The following is a 21,578-nucleotide window of genomic DNA, read 5'->3' as shown; positions in this document are numbered from 1 at the left end:
CGAAGTTAATAAGGCGCCACAAGCGCCTTACCCAGTTTTGGCAGCCGGGCCTTCTTCATCAAGTTACGCAAGGTCCATTGGTTGCCGGAAAGACGGTTGGCTTCGGTCAGAACACGATCAGCAACCTGTGACAACCCGCTGGGATCATCGCGCCAGAAGCCATGCAACAGCGCGTCCGGGTCAATCCTGTCCAAACCTTCTTCGGCAAGAATGTGCTTTGGAAAATCTCGCGCGTTCAGGGTGATGATGACATCCGCAGCTCCTGAGACAGCGACGGCCAGAACATGAATATCGGCTGCATCCGGCAGCCAAAGCCGCTTTTCCACACCAGGCGCAGGCGGCAGTTCGGAATTGGGCCAGTTTGCACGGGTCAAAGCGATTTCCGCGCGCGCCTGTGCCTCGCCTTCTGCGCCGAGTTTGCGCGACGCGCGAGCCCATTCCTCGAGAATTCGTGCGGACCATAGCGGCGTGAAATGACCGAGTCTGGCGGCTCCCAGAAGCATCTCGCGCATAACCGTGGGATAGATCACGCAGGTGTCAAGAACGGCCCTCACAGCCGGAAAAAAACCGCTTTGAGATAGCCGCTTTCGGCAAGTTGTGGCATCTGCGGATGATCTGGCCCCGCAAAGCCCGTATGGATGAGCTGTGCCTGCCGCCCTGCCCGTCCGATCCCACGCGCCGACGCATCTCGGAAGCGCCCCAGATCGGCTGCATGCGAACAAGAGCAGAGACCCAGATATCCACCCGGCTTGACCAGCGGCGCAGCCAGCCGCGCAACACGTTCGTAAGCGCGCAAACCGGCATCAAGCGCTTGTTTCGACGGCGCAAAGGCAGGTGGGTCGCAAATCACGACGTCGAATTGCGCGCCTTCTTCACCCAATGCGGTCAGAACTTCGAATGCATCGCCCTGCCGCGTTGCGAACCTGTCTCCGAACCCTGAGGCTCCGGCACCGGCACTGGCCAGTTCCAATGCCGCAGCGGAACCGTCAACGGACAATGCCTGCGCGGCACCACCAGCCAGCATTGCATGGGCAAAACCGCCGACGTGGCTGAACACATCCAGAACCTGTGCCTCAGCGTGTACAAGCCGCGCGGCAAAGGCGTGGTTCAGACGCTGATCGTAGAACAGGCCGGTTTTCTGACCACCTGTCAGGTCGGCCATATAGATGGCCCCGTTCATGGGAACGGGCAACGTTTTGTCCGGCGTATCTCCACGCAGGGTCACACTGACGTCATCTAATCCTTCAAGCGCCCGCGTCCGCCCCGATGCGTTCTTGAGCACAGTCGTGACCCCGGTCACCTTCACCAGAGCGTCGACAAAAAGATCCAGATGACATTCCGCCCAAGCGGCGTTGGGCTGGATCACGCAAACTTCGCCAAAACGATCGATGATCACGCCGGGAAAACCGTCTGCTTCGGCATGGACCAGACGATAATATGGCGCATCGAACAAGCGTTCGCGCAAGGCCAGCGCGTAACTCAGCCGCGCCTCGAACCACGCCGGATCCAGCACCGCGTCGATGTTGCGGTCCAGCACCCGGCACATGATCTTGGAGTTTGGGTTGACCGCAACCAGCGCGATCGGATCCCGCTTGTCATCTTCCAGTACCGCGAGCGATCCCGCCGCAATCTTTCGAGTTCGCCGGTCTGTCACGATGTCGTTGACATAGACCCAAGGAAACCCGTGCCGAACTCCTCGGGCGTTGGCCTTGGGCTTGAGACGGATTCGTGGTCGAATGATGTTTGTCTGCGGCGCTGTCATGTGCGCCCTCATAATTCGCTTGCACGCGCTGGGGAAGCCCCCTTTGTCAGCCATGTCCGCGCGGACGCGACTTCCAACCGCCGCGGCGCTTTGGAGCTTTTGCTGCGCTCAAACCGTCGCTGAGGACCTCGGTCATCGGGTGTTCCGGCGCCTGGGGAGAATACACCGCATGAAGTTCGCGCAAAACCTGAAGCTGATCAAATTCAGCTGGCAGACTGAGTGCCCAATCCAGAAATATGCTACGACATTCGGGTAACGTGATTCCTTCAATGCGATAGGCCTCGCGAATTAGCCCCTTCGGGTCATTCGGATCGTTGCTGCTGGGCATCCATATTCTCTCCGATTGCGGTCTCGATCAGCAACGCCGCCGACCCATAACTTTGCTCCAGCGCAGCCTCAAGGTCTTCGATCCGCTCGAACCCGGTGGACCGGCACAGGAAGGCCGCTCCGCCCTCGCCGATCTTGTCGGTATCGATCGCATTTCCAGAAAGCAGGCGTGTCGCGGTCTGCACAGACCAACATAAGTCATAGTTGCTTTTCAGAGACTGGGCATCTGCGACACCAAGCAGACCGGCAGCGACCGCACCGTCAAGGCCGGCCTGAACATCCCTCTCCGTTCTCCCTGCCAGTAGTGCTCCGGTTTCAGCTACCAACTCGATGTCAAGCAAACGACCTGCCCCTGTCTTGGCGTCCCAGATCCCGGTAGGCGATTTCGCTTCGGCAAGACGCGTTCTCATCTCGGCAACCTCGTGCAGGGCTTTTTGCCGGTCCTTCGGCTGACATATCAGACTGGACCGGAAATCTTCGATATCCCGACACAGACTGTATTCCCCTGTAACGACTCGCGCGCGGGTCAGCGCCAGATGCTCCCATACCCACGCATCTTTCTGCTGGTAGTTCTTGAAACTTGTTAGACTTGTCGCCACCGGCCCTTGATTTCCCGATGGGCGCAAGCGCATGTCGACCTCGTACAACCGGCCCTGCGACATCGGCGCCGACAGGGCGGTGATGAGCGCCTGTGTAAGCCGAGCATAGTATGTTCGAGTTGCCAGTGGACGTCGTCCATCTGAAAAATCCTGATCCTGCGGATCATATATGACGATCATGTCGAGATCGGATTGCGAATGGATACGCCTTGCCCCAAGCGACCCCATGCCCAACACCGCAAGGCCGCGCCCTGGTGCGGGACCGTGTTTGGCCTCGAATTGAGTCATGACGAATGGCAGTATTGCAGAGATCACCGCATCCGCCAGATCGGCATACTGGCGCCCTGCCGTCGCGCCATCGATCAGACCGCGAAGATGGTGGACACCGATTCTGAAATGCCATTCCTTGCACCAGCGGCGCGCCATGTCGAGCTGGGTTTCATAGTCATCTTCCGCCGTCAGCGCCGCGACCAGCTCAGATTGCAAGGCAGTCTTGCCCGGCCAGTCTGCAAAAAAATCTCCACCGATCACCGCATCAAAAACGGAAGAGTTGCGAGACAAATGCCCCGCCAAGGCATGCGATGTGCCAACGATATCGACCAAAAGGTCGATGAGTTGCGGATTGGCGTCAAACAGGGAAAAGAGCTGCACCCCAGCCGGTAGACCCGACAGAAATCCGTCTAACGCCACAAGCGCCTCGTCAGGCCGAGCCGTCTTTGACAGGCGGTTCAGAATCTCAGGTTTCAGTTTTTCGAAGATTCGAGCGCCCCGCTGCGACCGGAGTGCCGGATAGGTTGGCCAGCGCGCCAGAACATTTGAATCGAACTGAAAAGTATCCACAGGCGCAGGCACAGCACCGGACCCAGGGGCGAAAAACCCTTCGGTCAACTCGTGCACTTCGGTCAGCCCTTGCGTCAAATGCTTGACCAGATCGCTGCGATTTATCCCCATCAGACAGGCGATCCGTTCTATCCCGTCTTCGGATTGGGGGACCTTATGTGTCTGCGCGTCGTGAACCATCTGAATTCGATGCTCCACTTCGCGATGAGCCCGGTAATGACCCGTCAGTTTGTAGGCCACGTCCTGTGGTATCCATTCTTTGACCGCCAACGCTGCCAACCCGTCAACCGTTCCGCGCACCCTGAGGTCGCGGTCGCGTCCGCCGGCAATCAATTGCCGTGTCTGAGTGAAGAACTCTATTTCGCGTATGCCACCCCGCCCGAGTTTCATGTCGTGGCCGGGAATAGAGAACGCACCGCCTGTTCCCTTGTTTTCGCGAATTCTCAAACGCATGTCGTGGGCATCCTGAATGGCCGCAAAATCCAGATGCCGCCTCCAGACAAAGGGACGCAAAGCTTCCAGAAACCGTTCTCCGGCGGCAACGTCGCCTGCGCATGGGCGCGCCTTGATATATGCGGCGCGCTCCCAGGTTCGGCCAAGGCTTTCATAATACCGTTCTGCCGCCTCCATCGCGATGCACACCGGTGTGACCGCGGGATCTGGCCGCAACCTCAAGTCGGTTCTGAAGACATAGCCATCAGCGGTTTTCTCGCTCAAAACCGCGCAAAAATTCCGTGTCGCCCTCACCATACTCTGCCGGGCATCGAAAAAATCATCAGGTTCAAACCGGGTTTCGTCAAAAAGCACGATCAGGTCGATGTCAGAGCTGTAATTCAATTCATACGCGCCCATCTTTCCCATCGCCAGAATGGTCATACCCGCCGCAGATTCAATATCATCTTCGGTCATGCCGGGCAGTTTCTTGCGCCGAATCAATGCCGCAATCTCGGCCTTGGCGGCCACATCGGCAGCTAGTGCACCAAAATTGGTCAATGCCGCGGTGACTTTTTCGAGCGACCATGCACCCGACAGATCGGCCAGAGCTGTCAGAAGAGCCAGCCTGCGCTTGGCCTGCCGTAATCCGCCCTTCAACTGATCAGGAGGCAAGGTACGAACACCCTGAAAAATCTTTGCTAAAGCCGCGTCGGGGGTTGCCAACGCCGGCGCAATCCATTCGACCTCGCGATCGATAAGGCCCTTGAGATATGGGCTTGTCCCGGCAGCGCCTGCGATCAAATCTCCCTGTTCGGGTGTAAGCTCGGGTATGGAAGCGCGCGCTTCGGCCCCGAGTGAAGGGTCGAACGGACGTGGCAAGCGGGTAATGGCAAGTGTATCGGTCATAGGCGCAGGTTGTGCACCCGGTCGCGATCAGGTCAATGGGACAAACGATCCAGATTTAGGTCAATCAAACGACAGGCGTGTCTTGGCTAAAAGTGTTGATCCATTTCCCGGCTCGCCGTTCCCACAAGGAAGAGATCAGCATGACCTCCGCCGTAGCATTTCCGGGTCTCCGATAGTCAGCACGATAAGACAACAAAACTGCATCACCGGTCAGTATTCGCAAGCGAACAGCGCTCAGGTGAAATTCAGCCATTGTTGGTGCTTCAGCGAACTGCCCGACGTGTTCGTCCCTTGTTGCGAACCCAGTCGGGTAGACCCCGGTGAAGTCGTCACTGAGCAGCGCCCGATCTGATGTGGCATCGCCCTCGACCAATGCTTGCCAAACCTTCTTTTCCAGCGACAGGATATGGTCCACAATCGGGCCCGAGCGTATTTCGCGACTTTCCATTGACGCAGAATGCGCAGTGAACGTTCCACGGTCAACCGGGGCAAACCATGAGCAAAAGCCTAAAACGTGTCCGAGTAGCCTTGGAACAGGCTGGCTTGCCAGTCGAAATCCGCGAGACCGACAACGCCCGCACTGCGCAAGACGCTGCAAACGCAGTGGGCTGTGCGTTGGATCAAATTGTCAAATCGATCGTGTTCCAAGGCGAACGCTCCGGAGACACCCTTCTGTTTCTGACCGCCGGAGGAAACTCGGTCAGCCCGGAAAATGCTGCGAATGCTGCCGGTGAGGCACTTGAAAAGGCCGACGCCGCTTTGGTTCGCGCTCAAACCGGGTTTGCAATTGGCGGCGTGGCCCCTGTCGGACACCTGTCCCCGATCCGGGCGTTTTTCGATCCTCGCTTGACAGGTTTCGACGTGGTCTGGGCTGCTGCCGGAACACCGCGTCATGTCTTTCCGATTTCACCTCAAGACCTGCTTCGGATAAGCAAAGCTGAACGGGCATATTTTACTGCATAATATTGCAATCAGTTTCGCTTTTTAACCCGTTCAGACTCGTCCTTTCCGGGTTGAGAGCAACAAGTTCGTCTCTGACCGCGTCACACCATCCATACGCCGGATAAAGAAGATGACCTCATCCAGTTCCTCAAGTGTTTGAGTGCCAATCTCGGCGATCAGATCCCAGGTGCCATTTGTCGAATGCACGGTCCGCACTTGCCGCATTGCAGATATTCGAGACATGATACGTTCGGTTCCGCGCCCCTCGATCCCCAGCATCATCAACCCGCGTACCGGGCTTTGTGCTACGTCCCGACGGGTGAGAACAGTGAACCCCACGATTTCTCCGGTTTGCTTAAGCTTTTGCATCCGGCTTCGAATCGTTGTGCGTGTCACACCCAGCTGTTCAGCCAGTTCCGATAGCGAAGCGCGGGCATCCCGATGCAGCGCGTTCAGAAGCCGGCTATCCAGATCGTCCATTTTGATATTCCGTTATGAGTGGATTGGTTCCATTTTGAGCATTTTGCTCTCTTCCGGCAAGACCGCTTCGGGAACAATATCAGGGCATGAAAAACAACGATCTACTTCTCATTGGCGTCCCCATGGACGCGGGTAAACGACGTCAGGGCTGCCGGATGGGACCCGATGCCTATCGCGTTGCCGGTATGATGCAGGCACTTTCAGATTTGGGTCACCGAGTTATCGACCAGGGCGATATCCGACCTGATCCCGTGGATATGCCCGAGCATGAGCACCTGTTCGCTCTGCCGGAATGCGTGGGCTGGGCTCGATCCCTGTCACGCACTGCACAAGATGCCGCAGGCCGAGGTATTCCGGTCTTCATGGGCGGGGACCATGCTTTGTCAATGGGAACCGTCGCGGGAATGGCCGCGCATGCAAAGGCTACGGAACGCCCGCTTTTTGTATTATGGCTTGACGCCCACAGCGACTTTCACACTCCGGACAGCACTGGAAGCGGCAACCTGCACGGCACTCCCGTCGCGTATTTCACCGGTCAACCGGGGTTCGAAGCCTTCCCTGCCCTCGCGGCGCCCGTTCCAACAGACCGGGTCGGGATGATTGGGTTGCGTTCGGTCGATCCGCACGAACGTGCGGCGCTGGAGAGAGACGATGCATTTCTTGTTGACATGCGCAGCATCGACGAGAATGGCATCAAGGTGCCGTTGATGGCGTTCCTAGACCGCGTGCGCGACGCCAACGGCATCCTGCACGTGTCGCTGGATGTGGATTTCCTGGAACCCGCCATCGCGCCCGCCGTGGGCACCACAGTTCCCGGCGGTGCCACCGAGCGAGAGGCCCATTTGGTTATGGAACTGCTGCACGAAAGCGGGCTGGTCTGTTCGCTTGATCTGGTGGAGTTGAACCCGTTCCTCGATGAGCGTGGACGCACTGCGAAACTGATGGTCGATCTGGCCGCGTCGCTGATGGGGCGCCGCATCTTCGACCGCCCGACACGGAGCTTCTGATGCTGTCCTTGCAAGCCCCTTCCGCCGTGGTGATGATCCGGCCGCATGCCTTTGCCTCGAACCCCGAGACGCGCGACGACAACGCGTTCCAGACGCTAGCCAACCGCTCTGCCGCCGCCACCTCGGCCGCCGCGCGGGATGAGCATGACCGCGCCGTGGAACAACTGCGCGAGGCCGGTGTGACCGTGCATGTCTTTGACGATCACGGGGATCGCGACACGCCCGACAGCGTATTTCCCAACAACTGGTTCTCGACCCATCCGGGTGGGCATGTGGCAATCTATCCGATGTTCGTGCCGTCGCGGCGGCGCGAGCGGCGCGCGGACGTGGTCGAGATGCTGAAACAGGACTACCGGGTTCAGGACGTGATCGACTATTCCGGGCTGGAACAGGACGATCTGGCGCTGGAGGGCACCGGGGCCATGGTACTGGATCACGTGGGCCGCATTGCCTATACGGTCAAATCCCACCGCGCCGATCCGGTGCTGCTGGAGCGGTTCTGCACCCATTTCAACTATGAACCCATCGCGTTCGAGGCGCGCGACGCGCAGGGCCGCGACGTCTATCACACCAATGTCCTGATGGGGATCGGCACCAACTATGCGATGATCTGTCTGGACATGATCACCGATCCCAAGCGGCGCGCGACGATCTGCACCCGGCTGGAAGAGACCGGGCGCAAAGTCATCGACCTGACACATGATCAGATCACGGAGTTTGCCGGAAACGCAATCGAGCTGATCGGGCGCGACGGGCTGGTTCTGGCGATTTCATCGCGCGCGCTTGCCGCGCTGACGCCGGATCAGATCGCCATCATCGAGGCCAGCGCCACGCCGCTGCCCCTCTCGGTTCCCACCATCGAAACCGCCGGCGGATCGGTCCGCTGCATGATCGCCGGCATCCACCTTGCCCGCCGATAGGAGTGCGTGATGCAACCTTCTGACAAAGCCCTCGTACCCTTTGTATCCGTCGACAACATGATGCGGCTGATCCATCACATCGGCGTCGAACAGATGATCTCTGAAATTGCCGACCAGATCGAATCTGATTTCAAACGGTGGGAAAGTTTCGACAAAACTCCGCGAATCCCAGCCCATTCACCACATGGGGTGATCGAGCTGATGCCCACCTCGGATGGCGAGGCTTATGGGTTCAAATATGTCAACGGCCACCCCAAAAACACGTCCGAGGGGTTGCAGACGGTAACCGCCTTTGGCCTGCTGGCTGACGTTTATACTGGCTATCCAATCCTTCTGACCGAAATGACCATGCTGACCGCGCTAAGAACGGCGGCCACCTCGGCCCTTGTGGGCAAGTATTTGGCACCCGAAGGCGCTACAACAATGGCCATGATCGGCAACGGAGCGCAGTCCGAGTTCCAGTGCCTTGCCTTCAAGGCCTTGTGCGGTATCGACACGGTTCGTCTTTATGACACCGACGCGAACGCAACCGCCAAATGTGCAGCCAATCTGGCTGGCAAAGGGCTGACTGTGGTGAGTTGCAAGACAGCAGAAGAGGCCATAGAGGGCGCGCAAGTTATCACGACCTGCACCGCCGACAAGAAATACGCCACGATCCTGACCGACAACATGGTCGGCCCCGGTGTGCACATCAATGCCATCGGTGGCGACTGCCCCGGCAAGACGGAACTGCACCGCGATATCCTTCTGCGCTCGAAGATTTTCGTGGAGTACCCCGAACAAACCAGGATCGAAGGGGAAATACAGGCCCTTGAACCCGACCACCCAGTTACCGAGATGTGGCAGGTGATGACAGGCCAGGCACAAGGGCGTCATGATGACCGGCAGATCACCCTGTTCGACAGCGTGGGATTTGCTATCGAGGATTTCTCGGCCCTTCGTTATATCAAAGGTGCTATTGGTGGCACGAATTTCTATGAACCACTGGACATGCTGGCCGACCCTGACGATCCACGTGATCTGTTCGGGATGCTGATGCGGGCAAAAAGCTAAAGGTCGAACAATCTCGTTTTTTGCGCCGGGCAAGATTCCTTGCCCGGCCTTCTGTTTTAACGTCTTCCAAGCATTCATCCGCGCAGGGTGAATTGAAGGGAAATCTGTGTTATCGTAACCCGTACTGATTGTTTCATTTCGATACCGGATATTACCATGCAGGAACTTCTGGAAACGCTTCGCGCGCAGGCATCGGACGTCGGCGCACCTCTTGTTGTTGAATTGGTCTTTATGGAAGAATCCAATTCGAAAGACGTGGAAAAACTAATTGAGCAATCGGTGCCAGGATCCAACTCAATCGTGGAAACCGCGTTTGGTAGTGACAGGGATCAGTTCTTTTTTGCCGAGTTTCCAAACACCGATGTAACAGGACGGGAAACAACTGCCTTTGCATTTACTCGCCACTTGCGAAGTGCCTTGGATGCGGTCGAAGCAAATCCGGTTCTGCCCGAAAGCCTATATGGCGCTGTCTCGGTAGGTGCGGTTACCACGGAGGCCGGGTTGTTCTCGTGCTCAACACCGCGCAGCAGCGCGCAAACGTTCGGTTGGGTGCATAAACTGGTCCGTACGCCGCTGGCCTGGCAACACAGCCGTGGGGCGGGTTCGACGGTTGCAGTGATCGATACCGGGTATTCCACGCACGGAGAGCTTGAAGGCGTGTTGGATCTGACCCACCAGATTAATTTTGTTGAAGGCGGCACCGATGCGTCTGATCGTTTCAGCGACAGTCTGCTGCAACATCCCGGACATGGCACTTTGGTCATGTCGGTTGTCGCATCGCGCGGGGGCGCAGACATGAACGGCAAAACCAGCGGCCCGGGCGCAATCACAGGCTCAGCCCCGGACGCGATGGTGATGCCTATCCGAGCAATCAGGTCTGTCATCAATTTCGAACAGCGAACCCTGCCCAGAGCGATTGCACACGCCATCAACAATGGTGCAGATGTCATCGTCATGGCGCAAGGGGGGCCGATGCGTGTCGCTTCTACCGAACGGGCTCTGCGGTTGGCGGTGGAGCGCGGGCTGGTGGTGATCTGCGCTGCAGGGAATTGCTGGCCCGACGTGATCTTTCCGGCAGCCTATTCGGATTTCGGGCTGGCCACGGCGATGGCCGCTGTGGGTCCGGATCTGAGGCCTTGGGCGCGGACCGGTCGCGGACCGCAAGTAACGCTGTCCGCCCCGGGCGAGCATGTGTGGGGAGCAGCCAAGAACAAGGCGATCGATCACGACTGGGGCATCAAAGCGGCGCAAGGCACGACACTCGCCACCTCTTTGGCCGGAGGTGTCGCAGCGCTTTGGGTCGCGCGGCACGGTGGCCGAGCCACGCTGCGAGCAAAAGCGGCAGCGGCTGGAACCACTGTTCAGTCGATGTGGGTGGCTTGCGTCACGAATGACCTCAGCAAGCCATCTGTCTGGAACGGAGCCACGGATCTTGGCGCGGGTGTTATTGATGCAAAAACGGCTTTGGATGCTTCTTTGCCGCAGTCGGCTACTGGCCACGAGGCTGTTGCGGAAGCTGAACTGGGCAAAGCTGGTGTGGAATCCAGCGCGAATGTGCTTTTGACACAGCTCGTCAACTCGGACCCAACGGCTGCGGCCGAGTTTACAACTGAGCTCGCAGACTATGCCTCGGAAATGCTGTGGCTGCGCTATCGCGCCGGCGCCCGCAAACGCGCGGAAGTGATGCTGGGCGAGGAGAGCACTGCTGGAGGCGACGACATCGGCAAAGAATTGAAGGATGCACTATCCGGCAAGCCTGCACTTACGGCTGCCATCGGTGCGGGCTGAGTTATATCCATGGCTGGAACGGAAACACTGACGGCCGTCCAACTGCAACCCTTGATGCAGGAACACCCGAACATGGTGAACCAAACCGTGGAGGAAGTGTTCCAGTCGGCAGGTCACATTGGGGATATCGACACGTTTCGGATGGTGGCCCAATCGATGCCTGGAACGGCAGTGGCCGGTTTGATCGTCGGACGTCTGGTAGACAAGAAGCTGATGAGCCGGTTCATTGCCGCCCTACGCAGTCGAGGGCTGGAGCCACTTCCACTGGCCGACGATCCGGCGGATCAAGTGGAGCACGTCCCGATCAACGGGGCCAGCCTGGCCCCTGCTGACGCTGATGATCTGGACATCGACCGTATCGGCGAATTCGCCAGCGGCGCCAAGGCGTTTCGGTGCCGGGTTCTGAAACACGATCAGGTTCTCGGAAGTGGCGCACTCATTTCGCCGAGACTGATCCTCACTTCGGCCCATGTTGTGGGTGCCTTCGTGCCGGATGCAGCAAGCGAGTTCGATTTGGACACGATCTCGGACGTCAGCGTACTGCTGTCCGATGGCAGTGAACACAAAGCCCGACCGGTCTGGGTTGCGCCCTGCCTCGACAGTGAGAAGAACGGTGTGCTTCCGGGTGATGGAGATGCCACTACGATGTGCGATGCGGTTCTGCTGCGCATACGTTCGCCGCTTGGTCGCACTCTCGGACACATGTCATTGCCGAACGCGTTGCCAAATTGGGTGGGTACGGAAAGTTTTGTTCTGATTCATTTCCCGGAGGGCGCCGAAAAAGGGATTGCAGTGGGAAAACTCCGGCGAGATAGGCTGGACGAACCGCGCCACCTTCACAGTATCAAAACGCATGGCGGGTCTTCCGGTGGAGCCGGATTTGACCGCCAGTTCAATTTTGTCGGCCTGCATCAGGGGCGATGGAACAATGTCCGCCGACTGGTGCCCTTTCAGCATTTTGCCGCCAATGACGATTTCTGCGCGCAGATCAAGCTGGATTGCCCGCCACGCAGACTTTGGTCACTCAGCGATGATCTGGATGGTCACTTTGTCATCGGGCGAAACAATTTCTTTGACGCACTGACCGCGATCCTGGACAGGCAAGACAAGAACCTTCGTGGCGTTTGGATCAAACGCACAAAGATTGCCGAGAGGCAGGGGTTGAATTTCAGCCATACTCTGCTTGATCGTTTTCTGGAGATCCATGGTGCCCGACATCGCATCGTCAGGATGCAGCCTGGATATGAACAAGGTGATCTGACCGCCAGCCTCAACCGCCGAGCATTGGGCGGCAGCGCACCAATAGAAGCCCAGCCCGGCGTCGCAGCAGACGAAACAACCGGCACCGCGCATGAAGACGACAGAATCCGCACTGTCGTCTCCGAGCTGAGCAGGATCGCCACGGAAAGGAACGAGACCGTTTGGCTTTACTTTGACAATCCCGACAGCGGGTTGATCGACCGCACCCGATATCAACTGGAACACTTGATTGAAGAAGTTCTGGATACTCCGAACTTGCGGCTGATCCTGGCCGGTTTCGAAACCTATGATTTGCGTGCCCGCACCATAACTAATCTGGACAATGTGGAAGTCGATCCGCGACCGAAGCTATTTGTCGACTATATCCGCCCGTTCCTGCGAAAAGACGTCAAAGACTGCGTTGGTCTGATGGTCAGGGCATTGGCGTTGAAATGGACACCTGATGTGTGCGGGCACATCGTTGACCTTGCCTTGCAGGGAATTCCGGCGGAAATGAACCGCTTTGCTATCGCCAATCTTCCGCTCGTCGCCGAACGGTTGCGCACAGAGGCGAGAAAAGACATTGGAGTTCATGATGCAGGCTGATCCGCGAACTCGTGACGTACTGGAAAAGCTGCGATGGGTCGCGGCGGTGTCAGGTGCATTCAACCCGGTTTCAATCTTGTTGAAGATCGGCGGCAACGAACTGGTGGCCGATACGAACCGAATGCTGGATATCGTTAGCCTCTTACGCCCGGATTGCACGGTGGAGCGGGACGAGTCTCAGGATCTCTGGACCATGCGCAACAGCGTTCGCCGCGAAGTACTGTCCAAACCCTCACCTTTTGCGCCCAGTAGCGAATATGCCAAATCCCCAACCGATGTGGAGCTAGCCCTGACAGGCGCGGCCCAATACTCGCCCGAGGCGATCTCTGATCTGATCGTCAAAGCCGACAACCCGCAACCGTTGCTGGACCTGATTAAAGTGTTGGATCGGAGCGGACCGCAAGCGCCGGGTTATTCACAGGTGGCTGCCTTGCGAGGGACAGTCAACAAGTTGCTTCAGGTACAAGCCAATGAGCAGGCCCTATCAGGTGGTTTTTTCGGCCGCGAAGATGAATTAGGCAAGATTGATAGCTGGATGGCCTCGCCCGACCGCTGGGCAACAAGGGAAGACCACCCAAGTCGAAAGACCGCAGTGAAACTACGCACGTTGCATATTTCAGGCCTGCCCGGAATTGGGAAATCCTATCTTTTGGAGCGTGTCATACAGATGGCTCGCCAACGTGACATGGTCATTCTGCGACTGGATTTCGACCGGTCTTCGCTGAATGTGCAGGACGATCACGCCCTTTTCGACGAGATATCCCGTCAAATCGGAAACGGCCTGCCATATACTGCTAAGCAACTGCGCGAGGCGCGGTTCGAACGGGCCGAAACGCTGGCAGACACCGAGAACCTTTCTCGACGCGGACGGTCTCGGGAGATCATGCAGGCCATCCGAAGCGCCCTGTCCAGCTTTGACGGTACGATCCTTATCCTGCTCGATACATTGGAGGTCTTGCGCCAGCGAGCTGATTCCCGTGTCGTCCGCCTGTTTGAACATCTCGATCGACTGGCCGAATTCGCTGCGTGCCCGATTTGTGTGATCTCAGCCGGGCGCAAGGAATCCATCGTCCCCGCGCAATCCCGGGTCGACAGAGACAGCATCGATTTGACGGGGCTCGAAGATCCGGTGGCTGACAGCATGCTGGAACAACGTGGCGTCGACGCGGCCCAACGGGCTCCGATCCTGGAACTTGCGCAAGGAATTCCCCTGCGCCTGGTCCTCGCCAGCAAGTCTCTGAAAATGGGAGCACGACCTGACCTGCACGTGCCGGCGAATGCCAGCGGCGCGCAGATCGAAGGCTATCTTTATCGCGCCATTCTCAGTCGGGTGCCGCGTACTTTGCGTGAAGTGGCACTCAAGGGTTTGGTCTTGCAGCGGATAAATGTGGGCGCCTTGCGCGAAGTAGTCGCCCCTGCACTTGGATTTGAGCTAAGCAAGAAAGAAGCCGAAGACATTCTAAAAGAGCTGGGCCGCCACCATTGGCTGGTACGGAGAGAGGGGTCATGGATTCTGCATCGTAGCGATCTCCGGGCGGCCACTCTGAAACTGATTTATGAAGAATTCCCGGACACCTCCCGCGAGATCGATCAAAAAGCCGCGGAATGGTTCAAGGGGATAAATCCGGTTGCTGCGCTCTATCACCGGCTTCAGATGTGCCGAGAACCGAAAGTGGACATACCGCAGATTGGCCGCGCTTTGGCTGAAGAGTTCGACGACCATATGCTTGCCGAGTTGCCCGCGCGTGCAAGTGACGCAATCCGTCAGGCAAAACAGGAACGATCGGATTTCGGACGACAGGACCAGGTTCTGCCCGAAGCGGACGACCATCTGGAACCGGAAGATTTCGCCCTGAATCTCGAACAAGAGCTCGGAAGAGATTTCTGGAGCGGCGTCGCTTCCTCGCCTCTGGATGCCAGACACGTGCAGCCGCAACTTGCGTTCGATCCTCAACAAATGCGGTCGACATATGTGAAACCCATTGATGCCGACCTGACTTATCCAGTGGACGATCGCGCGATCAAGGATGTCGAAATCATGCTGGAGAAAGGCGAATTGCGTGAAATACCCGGTATCATGCAAAGCGCTTTTCCCGAACGTTATGAACTGGCCAGCGACGCTGGGTTGATCACGATGGCCTATGCATGGCGCAGCGGACAGTGGACGCTGGCGAGCCAGATCCTTGGCGCTTTGCCGATGCCGTTTTTTCACGACGCGCTAAAAAGAGTCAGCCCGCCCATGACACGCCTTCTATTGGAAGTATGGGCTGAGTTCAGATTTGAGAAATGCTTGGATTGGTTACAGTCGGAGGACCGGTACGAGGTGCTGGGCAAGTGCGCGAACATGCGGCAGGCTTCGATGCTGACAGGGTGCGCGCTGGATTTCATGCTGTTGTCTGTACGGGAAACCGCCGCCTTCCCATGGATTATCGACGAAACACGCGCCTTGATATTTCCGTTCGTTGCCGGCGGCAACGAAGAACTGGCCTGGCGCACACTTGATCGTGCCGACCGACTGCGCGCCAATCTGGGCGTGCAGCAAAATCTGGCCTCCAGTAATGGTATAGAACCTGAAACCCAAGGGCGCAGAGTTGCGCCGCTCAATCCCTATGCCACGCCACTGGTCGAATTTGTCCGGCTCGACCAAATGTTTGACCGTGGTGGTGCGCGCCTTCAGAACGAGCTTGCGCACCTGAGAGAGTTGTTCGGAGAGATCGGGGACTTAGTCGCGCCGGAACTGCAAGGGCTGAACAACATCGCTTCCGGGCTATCCTCCTACGCCTCGGACACGGCAGAGGCACTGGCAAATGCGGGGCTGGCAGCGGAAACACTCGGTGGTTACGCCTTCTTCCGTCCTGACCGTGATCTGCCTGCGCTCGCCGACGCGGCGGAACGGTGGCGGCGAAACGTGAATGGCCTTTGGTCCTATGCCTCGCTCCCACCCGAAGATTGGGTTTCGGACATCCCTGCCGATCACCAAGCCGTTGCTTTGACAGAGCATTTGGGGACACCGGATCGTGCCGAAGCGCTGTTGTGGCTGCTTGCCCCACGCGACCGGTACGGTGCGCAAGCTCGGCGCAGATTGCGACGGCCCTACCTTACCGCGTTTGCCAAACGGAGCCACGGACGGACAGAGGTTCTAAAACTTCTGCAAAAAGATGAACTGCCCCTCGTTCAGGCTGCAACACTAGCGGTGCTCGTCCTGCACGAGGTACCTCCAGAAACCATTTTCCGTTGACTTCTTTCATCCAAGGAGACTTGAAATGCCCAACCGCGCTGAAGAGGAAAGCCTGAACCGTCTGGAGGGGCTGAGGACCCGTTGGAATTTCGACAAGATCAAGCAGGCCATCAACGATGGGTCTCCGGTCTTGAAAGAGTTGGGGCTGGTTGCAGAAAGCACAGCAATAGAGATGATTGACAGCACGCCGCCGCAACTTGAGGCCGCCGGTCATTCGAACTTGATGCTCGAAGCCATTGTACGAGCGGTTGGCCGCCCCCCGCTGTTGATCAAAAACGGCGCAGTTGAGGGGAAAACCCAGCTAGGCGGCGATTTCGCCCCCGGTACGGATATCAAGATCACCAACATCGAGCCTATGATCCCTTCGATAGGTCGTATCGAGTTCCGCAATCACGACATGGCATGGGGTGGCACAGGCTGGATCATCGACGAAGAAGACAATGGCAGCCTGCTGATCGTTACCAACCGGCATGTGGCCAAGATCGTAGCCCGCCGGACTTTTCTGGGCGATGGCGTGTTCAAGTTCGGCCCTGGCAACATCCTTTATGGTGCGGCTATCGATTTTCTGGAGGAAGTCGGCGCCGGGGGGGACAATTCGAAGACCATTCCAATCCGCAAGTTTACCTATATTGCAGACGACATTTCGGCGGATGTAGCCTTGGCGCGGGTCGACAAACCCGACGCCGCAAGTGGTATTTCTCTCGCGCCTCTGCCGCGCGCGATCAAGGATGCCGAAGATGGCGAGATGATCGCCGTTATTGGCTATCCGGCCTCGGACTCGCGCAATAACGCCGCCCAGATGGAGCGGTATTTCAAAGGGCTCTACGACGTAAAACGCTTTGCCCCCGGTTTTGCCAGCATGGCCGACAGCAGTTCCCGGCTTGGTCACGACGCCACAACGTTGGGTGGCAATTCGGGCAGTCCGGTCATCAGCCTCGACAGCGGCAAACTGGTGGGGTTGCACTTTGCCGGTCGGTTCGGCATCGGCAACAGTGCCGTTCGGGTCAGCACCCTGACCGCCCTTTTGGATCAGGGTGTAGCCGGACAGGTTCACAGTGTCGCGGCAATCCCTGACGAGGCACCCGCTGGTCACGATCTGAACCATTTTGCGGGGCGCGGTGGATATGACCCTGATTTCCTGCAGGTGGTTCCAGTGCCCCTACCCAAGCTCAACCCTCAAATTCCGCTTAGCACACCAAGCGATGCGACACCTGAACGCCAGCACGAACTGCGCTACCAGCATTTTGGCGTGCTTTATAGTGCTGCGCTCAAGGGGCCGCTGCTGACCGCCCTGAACATCGATGGAGAACAAACCATCAGGATCAAGCGAAGGTCGACGACATGGCGCAAGGATCTGCGCATTCCAGCCAACCAGCAACTCGATGCCGAAGCCTATGGCCATGCCGATATTGACCGGGGCCACCTGATACGTCGTGCAGCAACCAATTGGGGTGATACCCGCGAAACCGCGGAACAGGCTGACGCGGACACGTTTCATTACACTGTATGCAGCCCGCAGCATCGCCTTCTTAACCGCAACTCCGAAATGTGGTTGGGACTGGAAGACTACATCCTCGATAACGTTCGCACTCACGGTTTTCGCGCGAACGTGTTCAGTGGCCCGATCATATCTGGAACCGAGCCTCTTCTGGGCAACACAGGCGCACCCGTGCCGCTGGAATTCTTCAAGGTGGTAACAATGTTGGCCGAAGCGCCCGAAGAGGGCGACATCCTGCGCCTACACGCGACGGCCTATATCCTGTCTCAGGGCCAGTTGATCCACCGAATGTTGTCCGAACGTGGACGCGTCGAAGCAGTCGAAGGGTTTGAATTCGGCGAGTTCAAAACCTTCCAGGTCCGGATCAAGGACCTGGAGCACGCTACGGGGCACGATTTCGGCCTGCTCCGCGATTTCGATCCGCTGGGCAAGGTGGGCGTGAGCGAAGCCGGAGAAAGCGTTGCAATCACCGTGTGGGATTATGAGAATATCTGCCTGTAGACAACAGGGCTGGTCCCCTTGCCCTAACTGGCCAGAGACGGCAGATAAAGAACAATTCCCGGGAAGGCGACCAGCAAAGCGATGGTCACGGCATCCGCCACAAAGAACGGGGCCACGCCGCGGAACACATCTTGAACGCTCAGGTCGGGGCGCACGCCCGCGACTACGAAGCAGTTAAGGCCAATGGGTGGAGTGATGAGGCAAAACTCGGCCATCTTCACCACCAGAATGCCAAACCAGATTGCACACATCGGACCAGACATGCCAAACGTACTGTCCGCAGCGCTGACTGCTTCACCTCCGTTCAGCGCCATGACCGCAGGATAGACGACCGGCAGGGTCAGCAAAAGCATCCCTATGGCATCCATGAACATGCCGAGAACCGCATAAGCCAGCAGGATGCAAATCAGGATCAGCATCGGCGACATCGTCAAGCCGGTGATCCAGTCTGAAAATGCTCCCGGCAAGTCGGCAAAGCCAAGAAACCGAACATAGATCAGAACGCCCCAGATGATCGAAAAGATCATCGCTGTTAGTTTGGCGGTCTCCAGCAGCGCTGATTTCAGTTCCGTCCAGCGCATCCCATGCCAGAGCGCAAAACAGAACACTATGAAAGCGCCGATTGCACCGCCTTCGGTCGGCGTACCCCAAGCCTGATCGCCAAGCGGGTTGTAGACAAAACAGATGATGATGACGATCACAAGAACAATCGGCATCGCAGCAGGAAGCGAAGCAAAACGCTCGCGCCAGGTAAAACCGGAAACTGGTGGACCTACCGACTTGAATGCCAAGGCTATGCCGACAATCAATGTGCCATAGATGACCGCCGAGAAGGCGCCGGGGATGAATCCGGCAAGTAACAGTTTCCCGACGTCCTGCTCTACAATGATGGCGTAGATCACAAGAATGGCGGAAGGCGGAATAAGAGACGCCAAAGTACCACCCGCCGCAACGACACCCGCGGCGAACCTCTTGTTATAGCCAATCTTCAGCATCTCGGGGATCGCAATACGCGCAAACACCGCCGACGTGGCCACGGATGCGCCTGACACGGCGGCAAATCCGGCTGTGGCGAACACGGTTGAAACCGCCAATCCCCCCGGAACCCAGGCAATCCAACGTTTGGCCGCTTCGAACATCGCACGGGTCAGCCCGGCATAATAGGCCAGATACCCGATCAGGATAAAGGTAGGGATCAGGCTGAGTGTGTGTGATGCCACCTTGGAATGAGGCACCTGCCCCGCGGTTTTGACTGCGACCGTAACCGCTTTACCGAACCGGTCCGGATCGTACCCGAACTTGGCCCAGAATATCCAGATTAGTCCGACAAGCCCGGCCAGCCCTGCGGCAAAGGCCACGCGCATCCCCGTGAGGACCATGACAAGAAGAAAGCCGGTGACCCAAAGACCGATTTCGATGGTGTCCATGCTTATTCATGCCCTTCGAACTGTTCGGCCTCGGCTGCTGCCTGCGCTGCCGCGTCCTGTATGAGCGGAACTGCAACGGGTCTATCCACACCCCGCACAAATGCGCGGCCATAGCCCCATGTCTGCAAAAGCAGTCGAAAACACAGGACTGAGAACGCTAACGGGGCGAGCAGCTTGGCTGGCCAGATTGGAATGCCGATATCGATCGAGCTATCACGGCTCCACAGCGGTGCACCCCAGTCAAAGGACCGGTCGAAATGCGCCCAACTGCCCCAAACCAGCGCCATCATCAGGATCAGGATCAGAACAACCGAAACCAATTCAAACAACCACAGTGCGCGGCCATGCAGTCGCGCGATAAGGATATCCATCCGGATATGACCGCCATTTCGCTGTACGAACGAGATTCCAAGGAACGCAATTAGCGGCATTGCCTGTTCGATCCAGTCCACGTATCCGGGCAGCGGCGCATTCATCGTATTGCGTCCACCAACAGAGACGACCGCAAGAACCATCAGGCAGAACACGCCAATGCCGCTGAGCAATGCCATTAACTTTTCAAGCCGCAATAGGGCCAGATCCAAACGGCTCAGGAGGCTGTCATCCTCCAGTACCGTGGCATGTCCTGCCATCTCGTTTTCTCCTGATGGGCGATTGAAGTGACCGGGCACAAGGGCCCGGTCGATAGAATCAGCTTCCGCCGCGCTGATCGCTTAGCGTTGACTGCACCAGATCATAGAGTTCCTGCGCCGGCAGACCCTGCGCCGACATATCGGCAATCCACTGATCCCGGATCGGGTCGGCGGCCTTGGCACGGAATTCTGCAATCGTCTCGTCCGAGATCATCACCTTCTCGACGCCCTTTTCTTCCAGCACGCCATCCCATTTCTTGAGCAGTTCGCCGTAGTTGGCAAGATAGTGAGCAATCGCCTCATCAATCGAACTCTCAAGTGCTTCGCGGTGCTCTGGACTCAGCGCCTCGAAGGCTTCGATATTCACCACCACTGGGCAGTTGACAGTTCCTGGATTCAGATTGGCTGTCCACCAGTCGGCCTTGTTGATGGTGCCGAACGAAAGATGCGCATGTTGGGCAAAGGCTACTGTATCGACAACTCCAGATTCCATTGCGTTATAAGCTTCGGTCGCTGGAACCGAGGTGGGCACGCCACCAACCGCTTCGAATGCCTGACCCAGTCCACCAGTTGCGCGAACACGCATGCCGTCGAACTCCGCGAGCTCATCACGCGGATCGCCGGTTCCAACCAGGTTGTATTGTGGCATCGGCGAGGTCATGAGAATTTGCGCGTTCCACTGCGCCATCTCGTCCTTGACGGCTTGATGCCCATAGACCGCATGGCTGACCGCTACTTCCTCCTCCAGGGTGTTCACTCCGAGGAACGGCAACTCCAACACGGTAATCGCCCGGTTCTTGTCGCGGTGATAGCCGGCACAAAACTGGGCCATTTCGAAAGCCCCGATTGAAATGCCGTCGAGGTTTTCCTTCGGTTTAGACAAGCCTCCGTAACTTACATTCATCGTGAACTCGCCGCTGGTTTTTTCGCTGACCAGTTCCGCCAGTTTTTCAACATGTTCGGTAAAAGCCCGCCGTTTGCCCCAAACCGAAACGTTCCATTCGGTCGCTGCAGCTTCGGTGACAAAAGCAAGGCTCAGGGCGGCAACGGCCGCTCCGCTCAACATCTTGTTCATAATGATCTCTCCCTTGACCGCGAACCTCATGGCAGGCCGCTTGCAAGAGAAGCTAGCGCCAACATTCACGACTGCCAACCCCTGGGCTCCTGACGGCCCGTCACCCAGAATTCACGGTTCACCTGAACCGCGAGCGCAAACGGGAACAAAATGTCGCGCGACCCGTCAAGGTAATTTTCGCGCGGAAGGCCGCCATGACGCGAGAGAGGATTGAAACCAAGCCCGTGTCATTGACTCTCTATCAATTGAAAACAAAGGATTTTATGATAATTTCCTTGCCAAAAATTTACTATTTTACCGCTG

17 protein-coding genes are annotated in these 21,578 nt (G+C 57.6%); 8 read left to right on the top strand and 9 right to left on the bottom strand.

Annotated elements, in window-relative coordinates; translation table 11 throughout:
* Positions 1 to 5 precede the first annotated feature (5 nt).
* The 5 genes from ACR0LZ_RS11460 to ACR0LZ_RS11440 all read right to left on the bottom strand — a co-directional run bounded on the left by ACR0LZ_RS11460 (position 6) and on the right by ACR0LZ_RS11440 (position 5,317).
* Positions 6 to 554, bottom strand: a complete 549-nt coding sequence (locus tag ACR0LZ_RS11460) for an RSP_2648 family PIN domain-containing protein (RefSeq protein ID WP_480749941.1) — start codon at positions 552 to 554, stop codon at positions 6 to 8.
* Positions 551 to 1,762, bottom strand: coding sequence for an RSP_2647 family RNA methyltransferase (locus ACR0LZ_RS11455; protein WP_480749940.1), 1,212 nt, complete (start codon positions 1,760 to 1,762; stop codon positions 551 to 553). Before ACR0LZ_RS11455 ends, ACR0LZ_RS11460 begins: the two co-directional genes overlap by 4 nt.
* A gap of 46 nt (positions 1,763 to 1,808) precedes the next feature.
* The gene (locus tag ACR0LZ_RS11450; RefSeq protein WP_480749939.1) at positions 1,809 to 2,090 is read right to left on the bottom strand and encodes a hypothetical protein; all 282 of its coding nucleotides are present in this window, start codon (positions 2,088 to 2,090) and stop codon (positions 1,809 to 1,811) included.
* Positions 2,065 to 4,869: a [protein-PII] uridylyltransferase family protein gene (locus ACR0LZ_RS11445; protein ID WP_480749938.1), complete on the bottom strand. Its 2,805-nt coding sequence runs from the start codon at positions 4,867 to 4,869 to the stop codon at positions 2,065 to 2,067. Before ACR0LZ_RS11445 ends, ACR0LZ_RS11450 begins: the two co-directional genes overlap by 26 nt.
* Positions 4,870 to 4,933: 64 nt before the next feature.
* On the bottom strand, positions 4,934 to 5,317 hold the full coding sequence (locus ACR0LZ_RS11440; protein WP_480749937.1) for a DUF4440 domain-containing protein: 384 nt from the start codon (positions 5,315 to 5,317) through the stop codon (positions 4,934 to 4,936).
* A 47-nt stretch (positions 5,318 to 5,364) separates the two neighbouring features.
* Here ACR0LZ_RS11440 and ACR0LZ_RS11435 point away from each other — a divergent pair, with 47 nt between their 5' ends.
* A complete protein-coding gene (locus ACR0LZ_RS11435) occupies positions 5,365 to 5,832 on the top strand; it encodes a YbaK/EbsC family protein (RefSeq protein ID WP_480749936.1) in 468 nt (155 codons plus the stop codon).
* Between the two features lie 30 nt (positions 5,833 to 5,862).
* Here ACR0LZ_RS11435 and ACR0LZ_RS11430 read toward each other — a convergent pair whose 3' ends face one another.
* Complete coding sequence (locus ACR0LZ_RS11430; protein WP_480749935.1) at positions 5,863 to 6,291, bottom strand: Lrp/AsnC family transcriptional regulator; 429 nt, start codon at positions 6,289 to 6,291, stop codon at positions 5,863 to 5,865.
* Between the two features lie 86 nt (positions 6,292 to 6,377).
* Here ACR0LZ_RS11430 and rocF point away from each other — a divergent pair, with 86 nt between their 5' ends.
* From rocF to ACR0LZ_RS11395, 7 genes are all read left to right on the top strand, one after another.
* A complete protein-coding gene (gene rocF, locus ACR0LZ_RS11425; RefSeq protein WP_480749934.1) occupies positions 6,378 to 7,298 on the top strand; it encodes an arginase in 921 nt (306 codons plus the stop codon).
* Positions 7,298 to 8,218 (top strand): citrulline utilization hydrolase CtlX, encoded by a 921-nt coding sequence (ctlX, locus tag ACR0LZ_RS11420; RefSeq protein WP_480749933.1) that lies wholly within the window; start codon positions 7,298 to 7,300, stop codon positions 8,216 to 8,218. The genes rocF and ctlX overlap by 1 nt, the downstream gene beginning before the upstream one ends.
* Positions 8,219 to 8,224: 6 nt before the next feature.
* Positions 8,225 to 9,271 (top strand): ornithine cyclodeaminase, encoded by a 1,047-nt coding sequence (locus ACR0LZ_RS11415; protein WP_480749932.1) that lies wholly within the window; start codon positions 8,225 to 8,227, stop codon positions 9,269 to 9,271.
* Between the two features lie 156 nt (positions 9,272 to 9,427).
* Positions 9,428 to 11,059, top strand: coding sequence for a S8 family serine peptidase (locus ACR0LZ_RS11410; protein WP_480749931.1), 1,632 nt, complete (start codon positions 9,428 to 9,430; stop codon positions 11,057 to 11,059).
* Positions 11,060 to 11,068: 9 nt separating this feature from the next.
* Positions 11,069 to 12,904: a S1 family peptidase gene (locus tag ACR0LZ_RS11405; protein WP_480749930.1), complete on the top strand. Its 1,836-nt coding sequence runs from the start codon at positions 11,069 to 11,071 to the stop codon at positions 12,902 to 12,904.
* Positions 12,894 to 16,142, top strand: coding sequence for an ATP-binding protein (locus ACR0LZ_RS11400; protein ID WP_480749929.1), 3,249 nt, complete (start codon positions 12,894 to 12,896; stop codon positions 16,140 to 16,142). Before ACR0LZ_RS11405 ends, ACR0LZ_RS11400 begins: the two co-directional genes overlap by 11 nt.
* 25 nt (positions 16,143 to 16,167) lie before the next feature.
* Complete coding sequence (locus tag ACR0LZ_RS11395) at positions 16,168 to 18,141, top strand: DNA/RNA non-specific endonuclease (RefSeq protein ID WP_480749928.1); 1,974 nt, start codon at positions 16,168 to 16,170, stop codon at positions 18,139 to 18,141.
* Between the two features lie 23 nt (positions 18,142 to 18,164).
* On the opposite strand, the gene ACR0LZ_RS11390 is transcribed toward ACR0LZ_RS11395, so the two are convergent.
* Genes ACR0LZ_RS11390 through dctP form a run of 3 tightly spaced genes read right to left on the bottom strand, consistent with a single transcriptional unit; the run spans position 18,165 to position 21,275 of the window.
* The gene (locus ACR0LZ_RS11390) at positions 18,165 to 19,568 is read right to left on the bottom strand and encodes a TRAP transporter large permease (RefSeq protein ID WP_480749927.1); all 1,404 of its coding nucleotides are present in this window, start codon (positions 19,566 to 19,568) and stop codon (positions 18,165 to 18,167) included.
* Positions 19,569 to 19,570: 2 nt separating this feature from the next.
* Positions 19,571 to 20,200, bottom strand: a complete 630-nt coding sequence (locus tag ACR0LZ_RS11385; RefSeq protein ID WP_480749926.1) for a TRAP transporter small permease — start codon at positions 20,198 to 20,200, stop codon at positions 19,571 to 19,573.
* A 58-nt stretch (positions 20,201 to 20,258) separates the two neighbouring features.
* Entirely contained in the window at positions 20,259 to 21,275 is a 1,017-nt protein-coding gene (gene dctP / locus ACR0LZ_RS11380; protein ID WP_480749925.1) for a TRAP transporter substrate-binding protein DctP, read from the bottom strand.
* Positions 21,276 to 21,578: the final 303 nt, after the last annotated feature.

The organism is Ruegeria sp. CI1, from assembly GCF_056536925.1.
The sequence above is the reverse complement of the archived record's forward strand: the minus strand, read 5'-3'. Positions and strand labels throughout refer to the sequence as shown.